Origin of the sequence: Serratia quinivorans, assembly GCF_052113645.1 — a bacterium.
Classification (GTDB): Bacteria; Pseudomonadota; Gammaproteobacteria; order Enterobacterales; family Enterobacteriaceae; genus Serratia; species Serratia quinivorans_B.
In genome coordinates this window covers 153,635-169,492 of record NZ_JBIEIU010000004.1, presented here as the reverse complement: position 1 = coordinate 169,492, position 15,858 = coordinate 153,635, and the positions used below count along the sequence as shown (strand labels likewise).

Genomic DNA, 15,858 nt, shown 5'->3' with positions numbered 1-15,858 from the left:
ATAGACTCAGTGAGGGCACGGATTGCAGCATCTGTCTAATCCAACTACTGCCCGTTCCAGGCCTTGATAGCCTGTTGGCGTATCTGCAGTTTTTGCTCTGGCGTCAGCTTGTTATAGTCCTTCGCCATGCCGCTTTCCCAATCGCCGTACAGTGGGTTCGGCAGCACGATAAACTCGGTGCCGAACTTGCTTTGGTTGTCGGCGACAAACGCCCGGCGCTGCGCATTATCCTTGTGGTAGGTCGCGGCACCAAAGTCGTTCAGGTTGTCACCGGCGTACACCACAATGTCGTAACCGGCGTTTTTGATGGCATCGAAACGTGCCTGTTTGTTAGACGTGTCACCGCTCAGCAGCACGGTTTTTTCGGACATGCCGGTAAAGCCCAGTTTCTGCATATTGGCCAGCGTAGCGGCATATTCAGACTGTTTGCGGTTGGAGACGTAAAACATGGTGCCCTGATGACTGTTGACGTAACGGGCAAATTGCACGGCACCCGGTACGGCGCCAGCCTGCTCTGCCTGTGACCATTTCGCCCAAGTGGCGCCGGCGAAAGCTTGGCTCTGCTGCGCCTGCCAGCCGGAATACGGGCTGTTGTCCAACATGGTTTCGTCCAGATCCACCACCACGGCTTTCTTCTTGCCTGGCGTGGCCTTGGCCTGATCAAAGGCCCGCTTGGCGCTGTTGAAGGCCTGATGCGTCAGCGCCTGGTATTCTCCGGATTGCTGGAACCAGTTCAGCGCCAACACGGACTGGTCAGCCAATCGCTGTTGGGCCTGCTGATCGGTTTTGGGTGGCTGCACGCAGCCGGTCAGGGTCAGCAGCGCCATGCCGAACGTCGCGCCGAGGGCTATTTTTTGTCTGTTTATTCCTGCCATAAATGAATCACTCTCTGGTTGTTATTGTGGTGTGTCTAAGCTCATCGTCATTTCAAACTGGCGTAACGCATCTTGCTGCCAGCCGAGCCGGTCAAAGAATGGGGCCGCGACGTCGGGAACGTAAACGTTGGCCGCCAGCGGCAAGGGGGCAAACTTCGCCTGTAATGCGGCCAGCATTGCCCGGGCATGGCCCTGGCTGCGGTGTTGCGGCGGCACGTAGATCATGCGCAGAAAACATTTATCAGCACCCACCTGTACCACCGCATAGGCCTGGTGGCCAAGGCTGAAGGCATAGGGTTTACCGGGCAGCTTGAACAGCGTTTCCGGCGCGATCAGCCAGGGCAGGTTGGTGGCACCCTCGGCAATCAGACGGTGGGAGACGAACAGCGGGTCGATCTCTTGCAGCTCCGCCAGGTCAGCGGCTCTCGGTTCGCCTGCCAGGTGACCGGTCAGCGTGCGGACGATTTGCAGACCGGCCTGATGATACAGCGCCAGCGCAGGGTCGTTACCTTCGATCACCTCCAGCGACAGTTGGCGATCGCCGCGCTCACGGGCATCGGCGACAATGCGTTTCATCAGCGCTTTCCCCAACCCTTGGCCGCGCATTTCCGGTCGGATGGACAACGCCGATACCCGGCTGTGCAAGCCGCGGCGGCTAATCAGCGCCAGCGCGACCGGCTGCTGCTGATGGGTGACGATAATGCTGTCGTTCAGGCTGAGGTCTTCGGCGCCAAAGCGGCGGGCGAAGGTGTCGCCGTCAATTACAAACCGCACAATGTAGTTTTCAAAACAGTGGCAGAGGATCTGCGCCAGCTCGTCGCTGCTGTAGCGCAGGGCGCTTTGATACTCAAAGGGTCCATCGGTGTGCATGATCAGTTCCGGTCTGAGGGGGAAGCTATACATCTAGACCCGATTGTTTTATAAGGCAAGTTTCCGCGTGCGGTTACGGGAGATGCAGCGGCAAATTAGGCAGGAACAAGGCGGTAAAAAGCACCAATGAAAAAACCGGGCGTTGCCGCCCGGCGAAGATACTCTGGCTAACAAGTGAAGCTAAGGTTTGCAGTGGTGGTTATTCATCACATCAGAACTGATAAGTCAGGGCGACGGCAATAACGTTGTCGTCTTTCAGACCCAGCTTGTTGTCGCCGTCGAGTTGGTTGATTTTATAATCTACATAGGTCGACATGTTTTTGTTGAAATAGTAGTAAGCGCCGACATCAATATATTTCACCAGGTCGGCGTCGCCGATGCCTTCAATATCTTTACCCTTTTGCTGAACATAACCCAGCGATGGACGCAGACCGAAGTCGAACTGATATTGTGCGACCAATTCCAGACCTTCCGCTTTATTGGCAAAGCCGCTCACGGAAGTGGAGTTATTATTGATGGTCGCGGTGCCGGAAATAGGGGCAATGTTATGGCTTTGCGAATAAGTCGCCGCCAGATAAACGTCGTTATTATCGTATTTCAGACCGCCGGCCCAGATATCCGCTTTATCGCCTTTACCGAAGGTGCCCGCTTTTTGGCCGGCGGTACGGTTGGAGGACGCATAGGCGGCACCCACGCTCAGGCCGTCGATGATCTCATAGCTGGAAGACAGGCCCCAACCGTCGCCGTTTGCCTTGCTGTTGGCGCGACCGTCGTTTTCGTTCTTGCCCTGGTACTGTACCGCGAATTTCAGCCCTTCGACCAGGCCGAAGAAGTCGTTGTTACGGTAGGTTGCCACGCCGTTGGTACGGCCGTTCATAAAGTTGTCGGTTTTCACGTAGGCGTCATCACCGAACTCAGGCAGCATATCCGTCCAGGCGCCCACGTCATAGATAATGCCGTAGTTGCGACCGTAGTCGAATGAACCGAGATCTTTATATTTCAGACCGGCGAAGCCCAGACGGGTTTTGGTATCTTTCGCGCTGTCGGATTCAGAATGGTTGGCTGAAATCTGATATTCCCACTGGCCGTAGCCCGTCAGCATATCGTTAATTTGCGTAGCGCCTTTAAAACCGATACGCACATAGGTTTTATCGCCATCATTGCCGGCATCGTCAGAAAAATAGTGCAGTGCTTTTACGCGGCCGTAAAAATCAAGTTTATTGCCGTCTTTATTGTAGATTTCCGCTGCCTGTGCTGTCTGCGCAATTAAAAGAGCCGGAATAATAACGGCCAGAAGATTAGGTTTCATGATTTACCCTGCTTTATTCGATTGAAAGACGCTTATCATCAGTTGTACTGCTGTTTCACTGTGCCGCCTGTTTTTTCGCAGCGCAGGTTTTTTACCGCAGTTACATGATCTATTTATGACAAAATATTCATTTTCATATCGAACGATTAAAAAAGTTGCGGAAAGTATGAATTTCTTCCCCGGAAAAGTGTCCGCGGCTGGTCTACAGTTAGCGATACTGTTCCTGGTTTTTGGAGGAGTCATGCGTGAGACTTATACATTACTCGGTACCCGCGGTTGCGGATCTACCATTGTTGCCGCCGCGCTGGAGCTGACCGGTTTTCCCTGGGGCTATGAGGAGGTGGACTACCAGTTGGACAGCCCTGAACGCGATCGCCTGCTGGAACTGAACCCGTTAGGGCAGGTGCCGACTCTGATCCTGCCGAATGGCGAAGTGATGACGGAAAGCGCGGCAATCATCTTGCTGCTGCACGATCGCGCGCCGCACGCCGAGCTGGTGCCGCATACGGGTTCTGCACTGCTGCCCGCTTTTCTGCGTTGGCTGCTGTTCATCAACGCTGAAATTTATCCTACCTTTACCTACGCCGACCACCCTGAAAGATGGCTGCCAAAAGGGCCGGAGTCCGAGCGGTTGGCGGCTGAAGTTTTACGCTATCGCCAGCGGCTACTGTTGCAATTGGCCAGCGCTTGCGATGGCGGGCCCTGGTTCTTCGGCAAAAGCTTCAGCGCACTGGATCTCTATGTGGCGGTGATGTCTCACTGGCGGCCGGGGCCACTGTGGTTCCAACAGCATTGCCCGAAGCTGTATGCCATCGCCAGAAAGGTTGAGCAGCGCTCCGAATTTAACGCCTTGTTCCAGGCCCATTTCGATGATGTGGCGCCGTTGGCATAGGCTTGGCCCCCCAGGTTGAGCGGGGGCCATTAACCATCCTGTTTTTCTGAACATTTAATGCTAAAAATCCCGATTTTCACCTGCTTTGATTGCGAGTAGCGTCAGGCTATCCGCTCATCAACAGGAGAAAATAATGCAACCTTCCCAACAGGCCGGCCAGCAGGCGTTCGGCGATATTGCCCCCAAGCTGGCGCAGCTCAGCGACAGCGTATTATTTGACGACGTATGGCAGCGACCGGGGCTTACGCCGCGCGAGCGCAGCCTGATCACCGTGGCAGCGCTGGTGGCGCTCAACCGCGTGGAACAAATGCCTTTTCATCTGCAATTGGCCGGGCGCAATGGCGTGAGCTTTGAACAGCTTGCCGAGGTCATCACCCATCTGGCGTTTTATGCCGGCTGGCCAGCGGCGGCCTCTGCCGTGGCGCGCCTGCGCGAACTGAAACCGGAGTCGCCTCATGCCATTTAGCCGCATTGCCTTGCATCAGGGTAAATCAGCGCAATACCTGACAACCCTGTCCGACAGCCTGCACCAGGCGCTGGTCGAAACTTTCCATGTGCCGCCGGCCGATAAGTTTCAGGCTATAGATCAATACCGCCCGGGCGAACTGATCTACGATCGTGACTATCTCGGTGGCCCGCGTTCGGCGGATTATGTGCTGTTTTACATCACCATTGGCCGCCCGCGCGACACCGCCACCAAGCAGCGTTTTTATCAACGGCTGGCGGTGTTGCTGGAAGAGAATCTGCAATTGCGTCCGCAAGATGTGATGGTGGTGATCACCACCACGCAATTGGACGAGTGGTCGTTCAGTGCGGGCCGCGCCTCAATGATCGAAGGCTAGGCTGACGCAGCCGACGGTCTGTGGGACAATAGCGCCATCATTTCGTTGAGATATAGAGTTGAATGGCGCTCTCCCCCGCAGTTAAAGATCAGATTGGCCAGTGGTACAAAGCCCTGCAGCAACAAATACCGGATTTTATTTCCCGTGCCCCGCAACGGCAGATGATCGCCGAAGTCGCGAAAACCCTGGCCGGGGATTATCCGCGCCACTTGGCGATTGAGGCACCGACCGGCGTTGGCAAAACCCTGTCGTACCTGATCCCGGGGATCGCCGTGGGTCGCGCCGAGAGCAAACCCCTGGTGGTCAGCACTGCCAACGTGGCGTTGCAGGATCAGATCTACAGCAAGGATTTGCCGCTGCTGAAGAAGATCATTCCCGATCTGAAATTCACCGGTGCCTTTGGCCGTGGGCGTTATGTTTGTCCGCGCAATCTGGCGGCGTTGAGTACTGACGTCAGCGAACAGGGCGATTTGACGCTGTTCCTGGATGACGAACTGGCCCCTTCCAGTGGGGAAGAGCAGGCGTTGTGCCAGAAACTGAGCAAAGCGCTCAGCCGCCATGAGTGGGACGGGCTGCGTGACCATTATCAGCTGTCGATTGACGATCCGCTGTGGATCAAGCTGAGTACCGACAAGGCCAACTGCCTGGGGCGCAACTGCCATTACATCCGCGAATGTCCGTTTTATATTGCCCGCAAAGAGATTGAAACCGCCGACGTGGTGGTGGCTAACCATGCCCTGGTGATGGCGGCGCTGGAAACCGAATCGGTGCTGCCAAACCCGAAAGAGCTGTTGCTGGTGCTGGACGAAGGCCATCATCTGCCGGAGGTGGCGCGTGACGCACTGGAGATTGAGGGCGAAATCACCGCGTTGTCGACCAACCTGCAGCTCGACATGATCGTGCGCCAGGTTGAACAGTGCATGACCCAATACCGGCCGAAAAGCCCGCCGGGGCTGACCAACGACGAACGTTTGAAAAACCACTGCGAAGAACTGCGCGAACTGATCCAGATTTTCGAGCATCAGGTCAGCGCCTATCTGCCGACCGACACCGTGATTGCCGAGCACCGGTTCGAAATGGGCGAGCTACCGGCGGAGATGGTGGAAACCAGCGCGCGGTTGTTCAAGCTGACCGACGCTTTGCGTGGGGTGGCGGAATTCATCCTCAACGATCTCAGCGAGCAAACCGGCAAGCACGACATTGTGCGACTGCACCGTGCCATCATTCAGATGAGCCGCACCCTGGGCTACCTGGAGGCGATGAGCAAACTGTGGCGATTGGCGGCGCTGGACAAGTCTTCCAATGCGCCGATCTCCAAATGGGTCACGCGCGATCTGCGCGATAACGTGACGCACCTGTATTTGCACTGCGTAGGCATTCGCGTAAGCGATCAACTGGAAAAGCTGTTGTGGCGCAAGGTGCCGCACGTGGTGATCACCTCCGCGACGCTGCGTTCGCTGAACAGCTTTGCGCGCCTGCAGGAAATGAGCGGGCTGAGTGAAAAAGCCGGCGATCGTTTTGAAACCCTCTCCTCGCCGTTTAACCACGTCGAGCAGGGCAAGATTGTTATCCCGAACATGCGTTTTGAGCCGGCGATGGCCAACGAAGCCGAACATTTGGAAGAAATGGCGCGCTTTTTCCGCGCCGAGCAGGCCAGCGGCAAGCACAAGGGCATGCTGATCCTGTTCAGCAGCCACCGGGCGATGCAGACTTTCCTCAGCTACGTGACCGATCTGCGCCTGATGCTGCTGGTACAGGGCGATCAGCCGCGCTATCGCCTGGTGGAGGAGCACCGCAAGCGGGTCGAGAAGGGCACCGCCAGTGTGTTGATCGGCCTGCAATCCTTCGCTGAAGGATTGGATCTGAAGGGGGAATTGCTGACCCAGGTGCATATCCACAAGATCGCCTTCCCGCCGATCGACAGCCCGGTGATCCTGACCGAAGGTGAGTGGCTGAAATCGCTCAAGCGTTATCCGTTTGAGGTGCAGAGCCTGCCGAGCGCCTCGTTCAACCTGATCCAGCAAGTGGGCCGGCTGATCCGCAGCAACGAGTGTCATGGCGAGATCGTGATTTACGATCGCCGCCTGCTGACCAAAAGTTACGGCTCGCGCTTGCTGGCGGCACTGCCGGTGTTTCCTATCGAACAGCGCGAAGTCCCTGAAGCTGACAAGGCGCACCTGGCCGCGGTCAAATCTGCCGCTGCGGCAGAGAAAAAAGACAAAAAGCGCAAGAATCCGTTCGCCCGTCGGCGTACGCGTTAATCAAAGCAGTGGCGGCAGGCGGCGCTTCACCGGCGTGGTTTTGACGATGGAAGTGTTGCTTTGCGCACGCTCGGCCAGCCGATCGAGGATCTGGTCGAGTTGCTCCATCGAATGCGCCACCAGACGCACGATAAAACAGTCTTCGCCGGTGACCTTGTCGCACTCAATCACTTCCGGGATCTCCTGGATCATCTGTTCGACCTTTTTCAGCATGCCCGGCAGCGGTTTGATGCGCACCAGCGACTGAAAAGCGTAGCCCAACGCCTGCAAATTGACGTTCAGGGTATAGCCCTGGATCACGCCGTTTTCTTCCAGCCGCCGCAGACGTTCCGAGGTGCTGGGTGACGACAACCCCACGCTGGCGCTGAGGGTTTTCAGCGACACCCGTGCATCCTCTGCCAGCAGGCTCAGGATCTGGCGATCGATATCATCCATAGTCTCTCCATTAGGTCATTGTAAATTTATGCCTTCAATAAAAAGGCAGTTAAGCACTTTTGCCTTTTTTATGCCATGGAAACCGACGCAGGAAAGCCGCAAGCTAAGGGTATTGGCCTACTGTGAGGAAATAACGATGAACGCAGAGATAAAACGCGGCTCGCTGGAGATGATTGCCGCGATGCTGATTTCCGGCACCATCGGTTGGTTTGTGCTGATGTCCGGCCAGCCGGTGATCAATGTGGTGTTCTGGCGCTGTGCGGTGGGGGCGCTGGTGCTGCTGGCCATCTGTGCGGCGCTGGGCCAGTTGCGACGTGACAGTTTGACGCGCACGACGCTGCTGGTGGCGATTGCCGGCGGTATTGCGCTGGTGATCAATTGGCTGTTGCTGTTTGCCGCCTACTCCTATGCGTCGATCTCCATCGCCACGGCGGTGTACAACACCCAGCCGTTTATGCTGGTGGCGCTGGGGGCACTGTTTCTCGGTGAGAAGCTGACCGCCCGTAAGCTGCTGTGGCTGGCGTTGGCGTTTATCGGCATGATGCTGGTGGTATTGGCGCAACCGAAGCAGGCGGGCGGGCAGAACAACTACCTAATGGGGATTTTGTTGTCGCTGGGCGCGGCGTTTTTTTACGCGCTGATGGCGCTGGCCGCCAAACGCCTGAAAGGAACGCCACCGCATTTGATCGCGCTGATCCAGGTGACTGTCGGCGCGGTGATGCTGCTGCCCTTGGTGGATTTTCACGCACAGGCCAATACCGAACAATGGGGCATGTTGGTGGCGGTGGGGGTGTTGCACACCGGGATCATGTACGTGTTGCTGTATGGCGCGATCCAAAAGTTGCCAACCAACCTGATTGGATCGCTGTCGTTTATTTATCCGATCGCCGCCATGCTGGTGGATCGGTTGGCGTTCGGTCACCGGTTGGTGGCGCTGCAGTTTGCCGGTGCGGCGATCATCCTGCTGGCGGCCGCGGGCATGAACCTGCTGGGCGAACGCCGTGTTCGGCTGGCGGCGCTGCCAGGCAGCAAGCAGGCACCCGAGCAGTGATTGCACCATCAGCAGCGCGCCGTGGCCGTGATTTGGCGCTGGCAAACGGCGGCAGCGCGACTATGATAAAGCCAGCTTCCCGTCATGCTACGCTCAGGGCCATTTATGATTGATGCTTCCACGCTTTTGCTGTTTTCCGGTGCCTGTCTGGCGCTGACGGTCACACCAGGCCCGGATATGCTGCTGATTGCTTCGCGCAGCGTCAGCCAGGGACGCCGTGCCGGTTTCGCGTCACTGGCAGGGATCCAACTCGGTACCTATTGCCATACCCTGGCGGCGGCGTTGGGCCTGTCGCAACTGTTTGTCGCCGTCCCGCTGGCCTATGATGCAGTGCGCATGTTGGGTGCTGCCTATTTACTGTATTTGGCATGGAAAACATTGCGATCCGGCAGCAGTTTGCAGGCTTCTACGGGATTGGCCACGGTGCCTGCCGCACGAATTTTCCGGCAGGGGTTATTCACCAATATCCTCAACCCAAAAATGGCGCTGTTCGTGTTGGCGCTGTTCCCGCAGTTTATCGATCCGCAAGCCGGTTCGCTGGTGGTGCAAATGCTGTCGTTGGCAACGGTGTTGAATCTGGTGGGGCTGGTGATTAACGGCGGGCTGATCCTGGCGGTCAGCAGCATGAAAAGCCGTTTTGTCGGCCGTCGCTTCAGTGCGCGCTGGCCGAATTACCTGCTGAGCGGGGTGTTCGCCGGGCTGGCCTGCAAGCTGATTTTTGACAGCCGCAAATAACCTTACGCCTGCAGCAATGCTTCAAAAGCCGCACTGGCCGGACATTGTGGCAGCGCGCTGTACATGACCAGCCGCAAATGATTTTCCTCATCGACGATAAAGGATGCATGTTCGAAGGTCACCTGTCCGGCGCCCGCTACGTTGAAAGTGCGTTCTCCCTGGCAACGACCGTGGATGTCATGTTGCTGCCACAGCTGGCGGAATTGAGGCGATACCTGCCCCAGCGCCTCGACCCGCTGCTGCATGGTGGCATCTTCCGGCGCACGGGCATAGTCGCGGCGGAAGCTGGCGAGGATTTGCGGTGCCTGCGTTTGCCATTCCACCAGCCGTTGGTTGAGTTGCGGATCGGCAAACAGCATCCACAGCATATTGCGTTGCTCCGCCGGGCGATCGCCAATCGCGAACAGCCGCTCCGCCGCCGGGTTCCAGGCGATGATGTCCCAGCTCAGGTTCATTACGTAAGCCGGGCGCAGTTGCAAGTCGTCCAGCAGGCGGCGTACCAGTGGCGAAACCTGACACCATTGATGACCGACCGCCACCGGTGGGCGCTGATGTGCCAGCAAAAACAGATGGTAGCGCCCGGTCGCATCCAGCTTCAGCACCCGCGCCAGATTCTCCAAAAAATCTACCGAAACGTTGATTTCCCGCCCCTGTTCCAGCCAGGTGTACCAGGTCAGGCCGACGCCAGCCAGCGCGGCGACCTCTTCACGCCGTAGCCCCGGCGTACGACGTCGGGTGCCGCTTGGCAGCCCAACGGCCTGTGGTGACAATTTTTCACGCTTTTGGCGCAGAAAATCGGCCAGATCCTGACGGGTTCGATTGAGGGTGCGTGGCGGCATAGTGACGATCCTGTTGCTGATAGTAATAGTATAACTGGCTATATAGTAACAGTTTAAGACATGTTCCATACTGCCGCCATCTCAATCTTTGGAGGCCTGTATGGAACAGTCATTAGCGGAAGGCAATCGTCGTCTGTTGGGGTTGCCGGTGTTGCTGCTGGGCGGCTTTGTAACGGTGTTTGACCTGTTTGTGGTGAACGTGGCGGTGCCGGTGATCCAGCAGCAGTTCGCGGCCGATTTTGCCGGCGTGGGGCTGATTATTGCCGGTTACGAGTTGGCATTCGGCGTGTTATTGATTGCCGGTGGCCGCTTGGGCGATCGCTTTGGTCGGCGTCGCATGTTCAGCCTCGGCATGCTGGGGTTTGCGCTGACGTCGGCGCTGTGCGGCATGGCAACGTCTCTCAGTATGCTGATCGTAGCGCGCTTTCTTCAGGGGGCTGCGGCGGCACTGCTGTTTCCGCAGATTTATGCGCTGATGCGCGTATTGTACGATCCGCATCAGCGGCGGCGAGCCTTTGCCTGGCTGGGGATGACGTTGGGGCTGGCGGCGATTTTTGGCCAGATATTCGGCGGGTTTATTATTGAAGCCGATATTTTCGGCAGTGGCTGGCGCATGATTTTCCTGATCAACTTGCCGATTGGTGCGCTGGCGATGCTGGCGGCGCGGCATATCCCGGAATCACGCCTCAAACAGGCTCAACGGCTGGACGCTATTGGACTGCTGTTGGCGGCGGCGGGGTTGTTGCTGCTGCTCGTACCGCTGCTGGAAGGACCGTCGCGCGGTTGGCCCTGGTGGGTGTTGCCGACGCTGGCGCTCGGCATAGGAATGCTGTGGATTTTTATCCGCTGGGAACGGCGTCTGGCACAGTGTTGCGCAGATGCGGTATGGGATCCGGCGCTGCTGCGGCAGGGAAATTTTGCCCCTGGCGTGGCGGTGGTGTTAGCGATTTACTCGACCGCCTCTTCGTTCTTCCTGTGTTTTGCCCTGCTATTGCAGGCGGGTATCGGGCTGACGCCGTTTCAGGCCGGCAGTCTGTTTGCGCCTGCCAGCGCGGCCTTTATGCTGGCCTCGTTTCTGGCACCGAAGCTCGCCCTGCGTTGGGGTAATGGCGTGCTGGCGCTTGGCGTGCTGATTTATGCCGCCGGGATGGCGCTATTGGTGGCGCAGGTGCTGTGGGGCGCGGCGTTGGTGCAGCCGTTAGGGTTACTGCCGGGGCTGGTGATCCTGGGTTTTGGGCAGGCGCTGAGTATGACCCCTTTGCTTAATCTGGTGCTGGGGTTGGCGAAAGAGCAACAGGCCGGGATGGCCGCCGGGGTGATCTCTACCGTGCAGCAGGTCGGGGGCGCATTGGGCATTGCCGCCAGCGGCGCGTTTTTTGTTCCCTTATTGGCAGGCGGTGCGGGGGCCGAACGCTATGGACAGGCATTTGCCGGGGCGATGGTTTACAACCTGCTGGCGATGGTCGTCGCCTTTATCCTGTTGAGGTGGATCATCCAAAAACAGCGCAAACTGGCCCTTCAGTAAACCGGGATATTTGCTGCTAACCGAAAATGCCAAAGGAGCCAGAACCGCAGTACCGAAGATATCGACGGGCTGCACGCCGGTGATGCGGCCCAACGGCAACTGGCGGATGAGGTTGAGCGGCGGCGTGGATAAGGTATGCTGATCCCAGATTGAATCAGGGGAAAGCAGACGATGGATTACACCAAAATTATCAAAGAAATCGGCCGCGGCAAAAACCACGCGCGCGATCTGGATCGGGAAACCGCTTTTCAGCTCTATCAAAGGATGTTGGCCGGTGAAGTGGGTGAGCTGGAGTTGGGCGGTATCCTGATCGCCCTGCGTATTAAAGGCGAGGCCGAAGAGGAAATGCTCGGTTTTTATCAGGCGATGCAGCAGCAAGTGATGCGTCTGCAGGCACCACTGGCACGGCCGATGCCGGTGGTGTTGCCGAGCTACAACGGTGCGCGTAAACAGGCGAACCTGACGCCGCTGCTGGCACTGTTGCTGACGCGTGTCGGGTTGCCGGTGGTGGTGCACGGCGTGCTGGATGACAGCACCCGCGTGACCAGCGCGGAAACCTTCCAGGCATTGGGGCTGCCCTGGTCGCAAGACGCCGCGCATGCCCAACAGCGTTTGGATAAGGGCGAAACGGTGTTTATCCCGGTCTCCGCTTTGTCTGCCCCTTTGGATGTTCAACTTGGTCTGCGCTGGCGCATGGGGGTGCGTAACAGCGCCCACACGCTGGCTAAACTGGCGACGCCGTTTGGCGAACAGGATGTGTTGCGTATTGCCAGCGTTTCGCACCCGGAATACGTTGGCCGAGTGGCGTCTTTCTTCCGTCAGATCGGCGCCCGCGGATTACTGATGCACGGCACCGAAGGGGAAGCCTACGCCAACCCGCAGCGCTGTCCGCAGATCCATTACATCGTTAATGGCGAGCAACAAGTGTTGCTGGAACGACCGGCGCAGGACGAAACGCCGGAACTGCCGGCAAGCAAGGATGCCGAAACCACCGCCCGCTGGACCGAGCGTTGCCTGGCGGGGGAAGTGGCGATCCCGTTGGCAATCCAACGTCAGATAGCCTGCTGCCTGCTGGCCGCCGGTGAAGTTGACAGCCTGGAACAGGGGCTGGAACGGTTACGCAGCGCGTAACACCCTTGGCTATACTGGAATATTTCGCTCATCGGCTGAAAGGATGGTTATGCAACAGGCTCTCGATTATTTCAATCAATTGAATCAGGATTACCTCGACGTTCACCGCACCAAAGAAGACCTGTTCTGGCAGAACTATATGGGCATCGGCGGCGATGACGTTTCGGCACGCTTCTCGGCGGCAGAAAGCGCGTATAAACGTTTTATCGCCGAGCCGCATCGTCTGGCGGAAATCCGCCGGCTGCTGGCCGGGCTGGAGGCGCTGCCGCAGGACGCTCAGCGTGATGCGCTACAGCATGGACTGAATGGTTGGTTGCGTTTCTTTGACTGTAACGCGATTGAAGATCCCGAGGCCCAGAACCTGCTGGACCAAATCATCAGCGCCGAGGCGGACCTTTATACCCGGCGTAAGGCCAATCCGGTCAGCCACCTGAATGCCACCGGGCAGCGGGTAAATGCCTCACTCGGCGAGCTGTTGACTAACCAGGCCACCAATGAAAACGAAGAGTATCGCCGCAGCTCGCAAATGGCATTGCGTGAGCTGGAGCAGTGGTTGCTGCATAACGGCCTGCCGGAGCTGATTGGCCTGCGGAACCGTTTTGCGCGCCAGATGGGTTTTCGCAACTATTTTGATTATAAGGTGAACAAAACCGAGCGTATGACGCCGGAGCAGCTGTTCGCCATTCTTGACCGTTTCGAGCAGCAAACCCGCGAAGCCAATTCACGCAGCCTGCAACAGTTGGCGGCGGAGAAGGGCGAGCAGGCGCTGGAGCCCTGGAACCTCCGCTTTGCCAGTGCCGGTGATGTGACCCGCCAACTGGATCCTTACTTCCCGTTTGCCCAGTCGCTGGAGCGTTGGATCAACAGCTTCAAACGGCTGCATATCGGTTTTCGTGGCGCGCAGATGGATCTCGATCTGCTGGTGCGTGAGGGCAAGTATGAAAACGGGTTTATGCACGGGCCGGTGCCGCCGTTTATCCAGCAGGGCAAATGGCTGCCGGCGCGGATTAACTTCACCAGTCTGGCGCAGCCGGATCAGGTCGGCAGCGGGGCTCATGGGCTGAATACGCTGTTCCACGAAGGTGGCCACGCCGCGCACTTTGCCAACATTTGCCAGAACGCCCCCTGTTTCTCGCAGGAGTTCCCGCCGACCTCCATGGCCTATGCCGAAACCCAGTCGATGTTCTGCGACAGTCTGTTGGACGATGCCGATTGGCTGAAACGCTATGCGAAAAATGCGGCCGGCGAGCCAGTACCGGATGCGTTGATTGAGGCCAGTATCGCTGCGCGTCAGCCGATGCGCGCGTTCAATGAACGTCATATTCTGTTGGTGCCTTACTTTGAGTGGGCGCTGTATCAATGGGATGATGAGCAACGCACGCCGGAAGCCATCACCGCACTGGCGCGTGAGATTGAACAGAAAATATTGGGCATCAGCGGCAGTCCGCGCCCGACCTTGGCGATCCCGCATTTGTTGTCGCTGGAGTCGGCCTGTTCGTATCAGGGCTACCTGCTGGCGTTGATGGCGGTTGAACAGACGCGCCATTTCTTCCTGCAGCGTGACGGTTACCTTACCGATAACCCGGCAATAGGGCCGGATCTGGCTCGCCACTACTGGCTGCCGGGTAACAGTGTCAGCCACGACGATACGCTGCGTAGCCTGACGGGTGAAGGTTTCAATCCGGACTATCTGGCACAGGCTTGCAACCAGACCGTGGCACAGGCCTGGCAGGCGGCGCAGCAAACCATCGCTGCTGCGGTTGCCCGGCCACAGCCAGCGGCAGACTTCGATTTGGCGGCGCATATCCGCGTGGTGGATGGCGATCGGGTCCTGGCGGATAACGCCGAAGGCGATGAAAAAATGTGCCGTGATTTTGCTGCGGCGATTAACGCGCGCTTGGGCTAAACCGCATAAAAAAGCCCGCCGATAGTGCATATCGGCGGGCTTTTTCATTGTAATCAGTCAATCAGTTATAAATGACCGCAGTCCCGTGCATCAGGTTGTTGCCACCGGCGGAGGTAATGGTGAAGGCTTTGGCACCGGCTGCGTCGGCTTTGGCGGACAGTTGCGCTTTCAGGCTGCTCAGGTCAGTCGCGCCACTGGCAGAGATCACGCCGGCTTTCTCAAACTGGCCGGCATCCTGTGCGCTGACGTAGTCGGCAGCGAAAGAAGTGAAAGATACTAGGGTCAGTGCGATAGCAGCAGCAAAAGTTTTGATGTTTTTCATGATGGTCATTCCTGTCAAGTTTGTAAGGGAGAAAGGGGTTGCCTTTCGATGGAGTAATTATTACGCAACGACAGGAAGGATGAAATCGGAGAGTATTGATAATATCTTTCAGTTTTTTTGATTGTTAATTAACCCTTACTCCGCGGGGGGAGAAAGGGTCACTTGTCAGCGCTGTTTCGCATCCGGGCGCACCAGATCGAAACGGTGCAGTTCCGAGATGCCATAATAGGCGGTCGGGCCGCCGGCGCGCAGGATAGGTTCGGCAGCGGCGGTCTGATAGACGCCATGCTCGTCCAGCAGCGCCGGATCGATATGCACTGCCACGACTTCCCCCAGTACCAGCCAGGTTTCCACCTTTTTCCCGGCGGCGCTTTGTAACTGAATGCACTGTGACAGGCGGCATTCAAAATTCACCGGGCTTTCTGCGACGCGTTCGGCCTTCACCCGGCGACTGGGCAGCGGCGTCACGCCAGCAAAGGCAAACTCGTCTTCGCCACGTGCCAGGCTGGCGGAACTGTTGTTCATGGCATCGGCCAGTGGGCGCGTCGCCAGATTCCAGACAAACTCCCCGGTTTCGACGATGTTCGCCACGCTGTCTTTCCAACCGCTGCTGGCGAAGCCGATGATCGGCGGGCGGTAGTTGAAACAGTTAAAAAAGCTGTAGGGCGCCAGATTGCGCTGGCCGGTGGCGCTGATCGATGAGATCCAACCTATGGGACGTGGCCCGACGATGGCGTTCAGCGGATCGTGCGGCAGGCCATGGCCTGCGGCGGGTTCATAGTAATAACGTGACTCACTGCTCATAAGTGACCTGAGATGGCTAAACAGAGCTTTTATTCTGACGCGTTTCCCGTTGGCTGCAAGT

At 57.7% G+C, this 15,858-nt stretch carries 16 protein-coding genes; 9 read left to right on the top strand and 7 right to left on the bottom strand.

The window, feature by feature from the left end; genetic code table 11:
* Positions 1–44 precede the first annotated feature (44 nt).
* The 3 genes from ACGS9J_RS09975 to ompC all read right to left on the bottom strand — a co-directional run bounded on the left by ACGS9J_RS09975 (position 45) and on the right by ompC (position 3,054).
* Positions 45–875, bottom strand: a complete 831-nt coding sequence (locus ACGS9J_RS09975; RefSeq protein WP_442230768.1) for a 5'-nucleotidase, lipoprotein e(P4) family — start codon at positions 873–875, stop codon at positions 45–47.
* Positions 876–896: 21 nt separating this feature from the next.
* Positions 897–1,745, bottom strand: coding sequence for a GNAT family N-acetyltransferase (locus tag ACGS9J_RS09970; protein ID WP_442230767.1), 849 nt, complete (start codon positions 1,743–1,745; stop codon positions 897–899).
* A 211-nt stretch (positions 1,746–1,956) separates the two neighbouring features.
* The gene (gene ompC, locus ACGS9J_RS09965; protein WP_442230766.1) at positions 1,957–3,054 is read right to left on the bottom strand and encodes a porin OmpC; all 1,098 of its coding nucleotides are present in this window, start codon (positions 3,052–3,054) and stop codon (positions 1,957–1,959) included.
* A gap of 241 nt (positions 3,055–3,295) precedes the next feature.
* Between ompC and ACGS9J_RS09960 the strand changes: the two genes are divergently transcribed.
* The 4 genes from ACGS9J_RS09960 (at position 3,296) to dinG (ending at position 7,049) form a co-directional block, all read left to right on the top strand.
* Positions 3,296–3,946: a glutathione S-transferase family protein gene (locus tag ACGS9J_RS09960; protein ID WP_442230765.1), complete on the top strand. Its 651-nt coding sequence runs from the start codon at positions 3,296–3,298 to the stop codon at positions 3,944–3,946.
* A 133-nt stretch (positions 3,947–4,079) separates the two neighbouring features.
* Positions 4,080–4,412: a carboxymuconolactone decarboxylase family protein gene (locus tag ACGS9J_RS09955; protein WP_442230764.1), complete on the top strand. Its 333-nt coding sequence runs from the start codon at positions 4,080–4,082 to the stop codon at positions 4,410–4,412.
* Entirely contained in the window at positions 4,402–4,788 is a 387-nt protein-coding gene (locus ACGS9J_RS09950; protein ID WP_442230763.1) for a tautomerase family protein, read from the top strand. The genes ACGS9J_RS09955 and ACGS9J_RS09950 overlap by 11 nt, the downstream gene beginning before the upstream one ends.
* Before the next feature lie 62 nt (positions 4,789–4,850).
* A complete protein-coding gene (gene dinG, locus ACGS9J_RS09945) occupies positions 4,851–7,049 on the top strand; it encodes an ATP-dependent DNA helicase DinG (RefSeq protein WP_442230762.1) in 2,199 nt (732 codons plus the stop codon).
* Here the strand turns inward: dinG and ACGS9J_RS09940 are convergent, their stop codons facing one another.
* Positions 7,050–7,484 (bottom strand): Lrp/AsnC family transcriptional regulator, encoded by a 435-nt coding sequence (locus ACGS9J_RS09940; protein ID WP_442230761.1) that lies wholly within the window; start codon positions 7,482–7,484, stop codon positions 7,050–7,052.
* Between the two features lie 136 nt (positions 7,485–7,620).
* Here ACGS9J_RS09940 and ACGS9J_RS09935 point away from each other — a divergent pair, with 136 nt between their 5' ends.
* Both ACGS9J_RS09935 and ACGS9J_RS09930 read left to right on the top strand, forming a co-directional pair.
* Positions 7,621–8,535, top strand: coding sequence for a DMT family transporter (locus ACGS9J_RS09935; RefSeq protein ID WP_442230760.1), 915 nt, complete (start codon positions 7,621–7,623; stop codon positions 8,533–8,535).
* Positions 8,536–8,640: 105 nt separating this feature from the next.
* The gene (locus ACGS9J_RS09930; protein WP_442230759.1) at positions 8,641–9,270 is read left to right on the top strand and encodes a LysE family translocator; all 630 of its coding nucleotides are present in this window, start codon (positions 8,641–8,643) and stop codon (positions 9,268–9,270) included.
* Positions 9,271–9,272: 2 nt separating this feature from the next.
* On the opposite strand, the gene ACGS9J_RS09925 is transcribed toward ACGS9J_RS09930, so the two are convergent.
* Positions 9,273–10,109, bottom strand: coding sequence for a helix-turn-helix transcriptional regulator (locus ACGS9J_RS09925; RefSeq protein ID WP_442230758.1), 837 nt, complete (start codon positions 10,107–10,109; stop codon positions 9,273–9,275).
* Positions 10,110–10,209: 100 nt separating this feature from the next.
* Between ACGS9J_RS09925 and ACGS9J_RS09920 the strand changes: the two genes are divergently transcribed.
* The 3 genes from ACGS9J_RS09920 to ACGS9J_RS09910 all read left to right on the top strand — a co-directional run bounded on the left by ACGS9J_RS09920 (position 10,210) and on the right by ACGS9J_RS09910 (position 14,671).
* Positions 10,210–11,634, top strand: coding sequence for an MFS transporter (locus ACGS9J_RS09920; RefSeq protein WP_442230757.1), 1,425 nt, complete (start codon positions 10,210–10,212; stop codon positions 11,632–11,634).
* A gap of 171 nt (positions 11,635–11,805) precedes the next feature.
* Positions 11,806–12,765: a DNA-binding protein YbiB gene (gene ybiB, locus ACGS9J_RS09915; protein WP_442230756.1), complete on the top strand. Its 960-nt coding sequence runs from the start codon at positions 11,806–11,808 to the stop codon at positions 12,763–12,765.
* Between the two features lie 49 nt (positions 12,766–12,814).
* A complete protein-coding gene (locus ACGS9J_RS09910) occupies positions 12,815–14,671 on the top strand; it encodes a M3 family metallopeptidase (RefSeq protein ID WP_442230755.1) in 1,857 nt (618 codons plus the stop codon).
* A 61-nt stretch (positions 14,672–14,732) separates the two neighbouring features.
* Here ACGS9J_RS09910 and bhsA read toward each other — a convergent pair whose 3' ends face one another.
* Together bhsA and ACGS9J_RS09900 are read right to left on the bottom strand one after the other, a co-directional pair.
* Positions 14,733–14,993 (bottom strand): multiple stress resistance protein BhsA, encoded by a 261-nt coding sequence (gene bhsA / locus ACGS9J_RS09905; RefSeq protein ID WP_442230754.1) that lies wholly within the window; start codon positions 14,991–14,993, stop codon positions 14,733–14,735.
* Between the two features lie 165 nt (positions 14,994–15,158).
* On the bottom strand, positions 15,159–15,797 hold the full coding sequence (locus ACGS9J_RS09900; protein WP_442230753.1) for a flavin reductase family protein: 639 nt from the start codon (positions 15,795–15,797) through the stop codon (positions 15,159–15,161).
* Positions 15,798–15,858 lie beyond the last annotated feature (61 nt).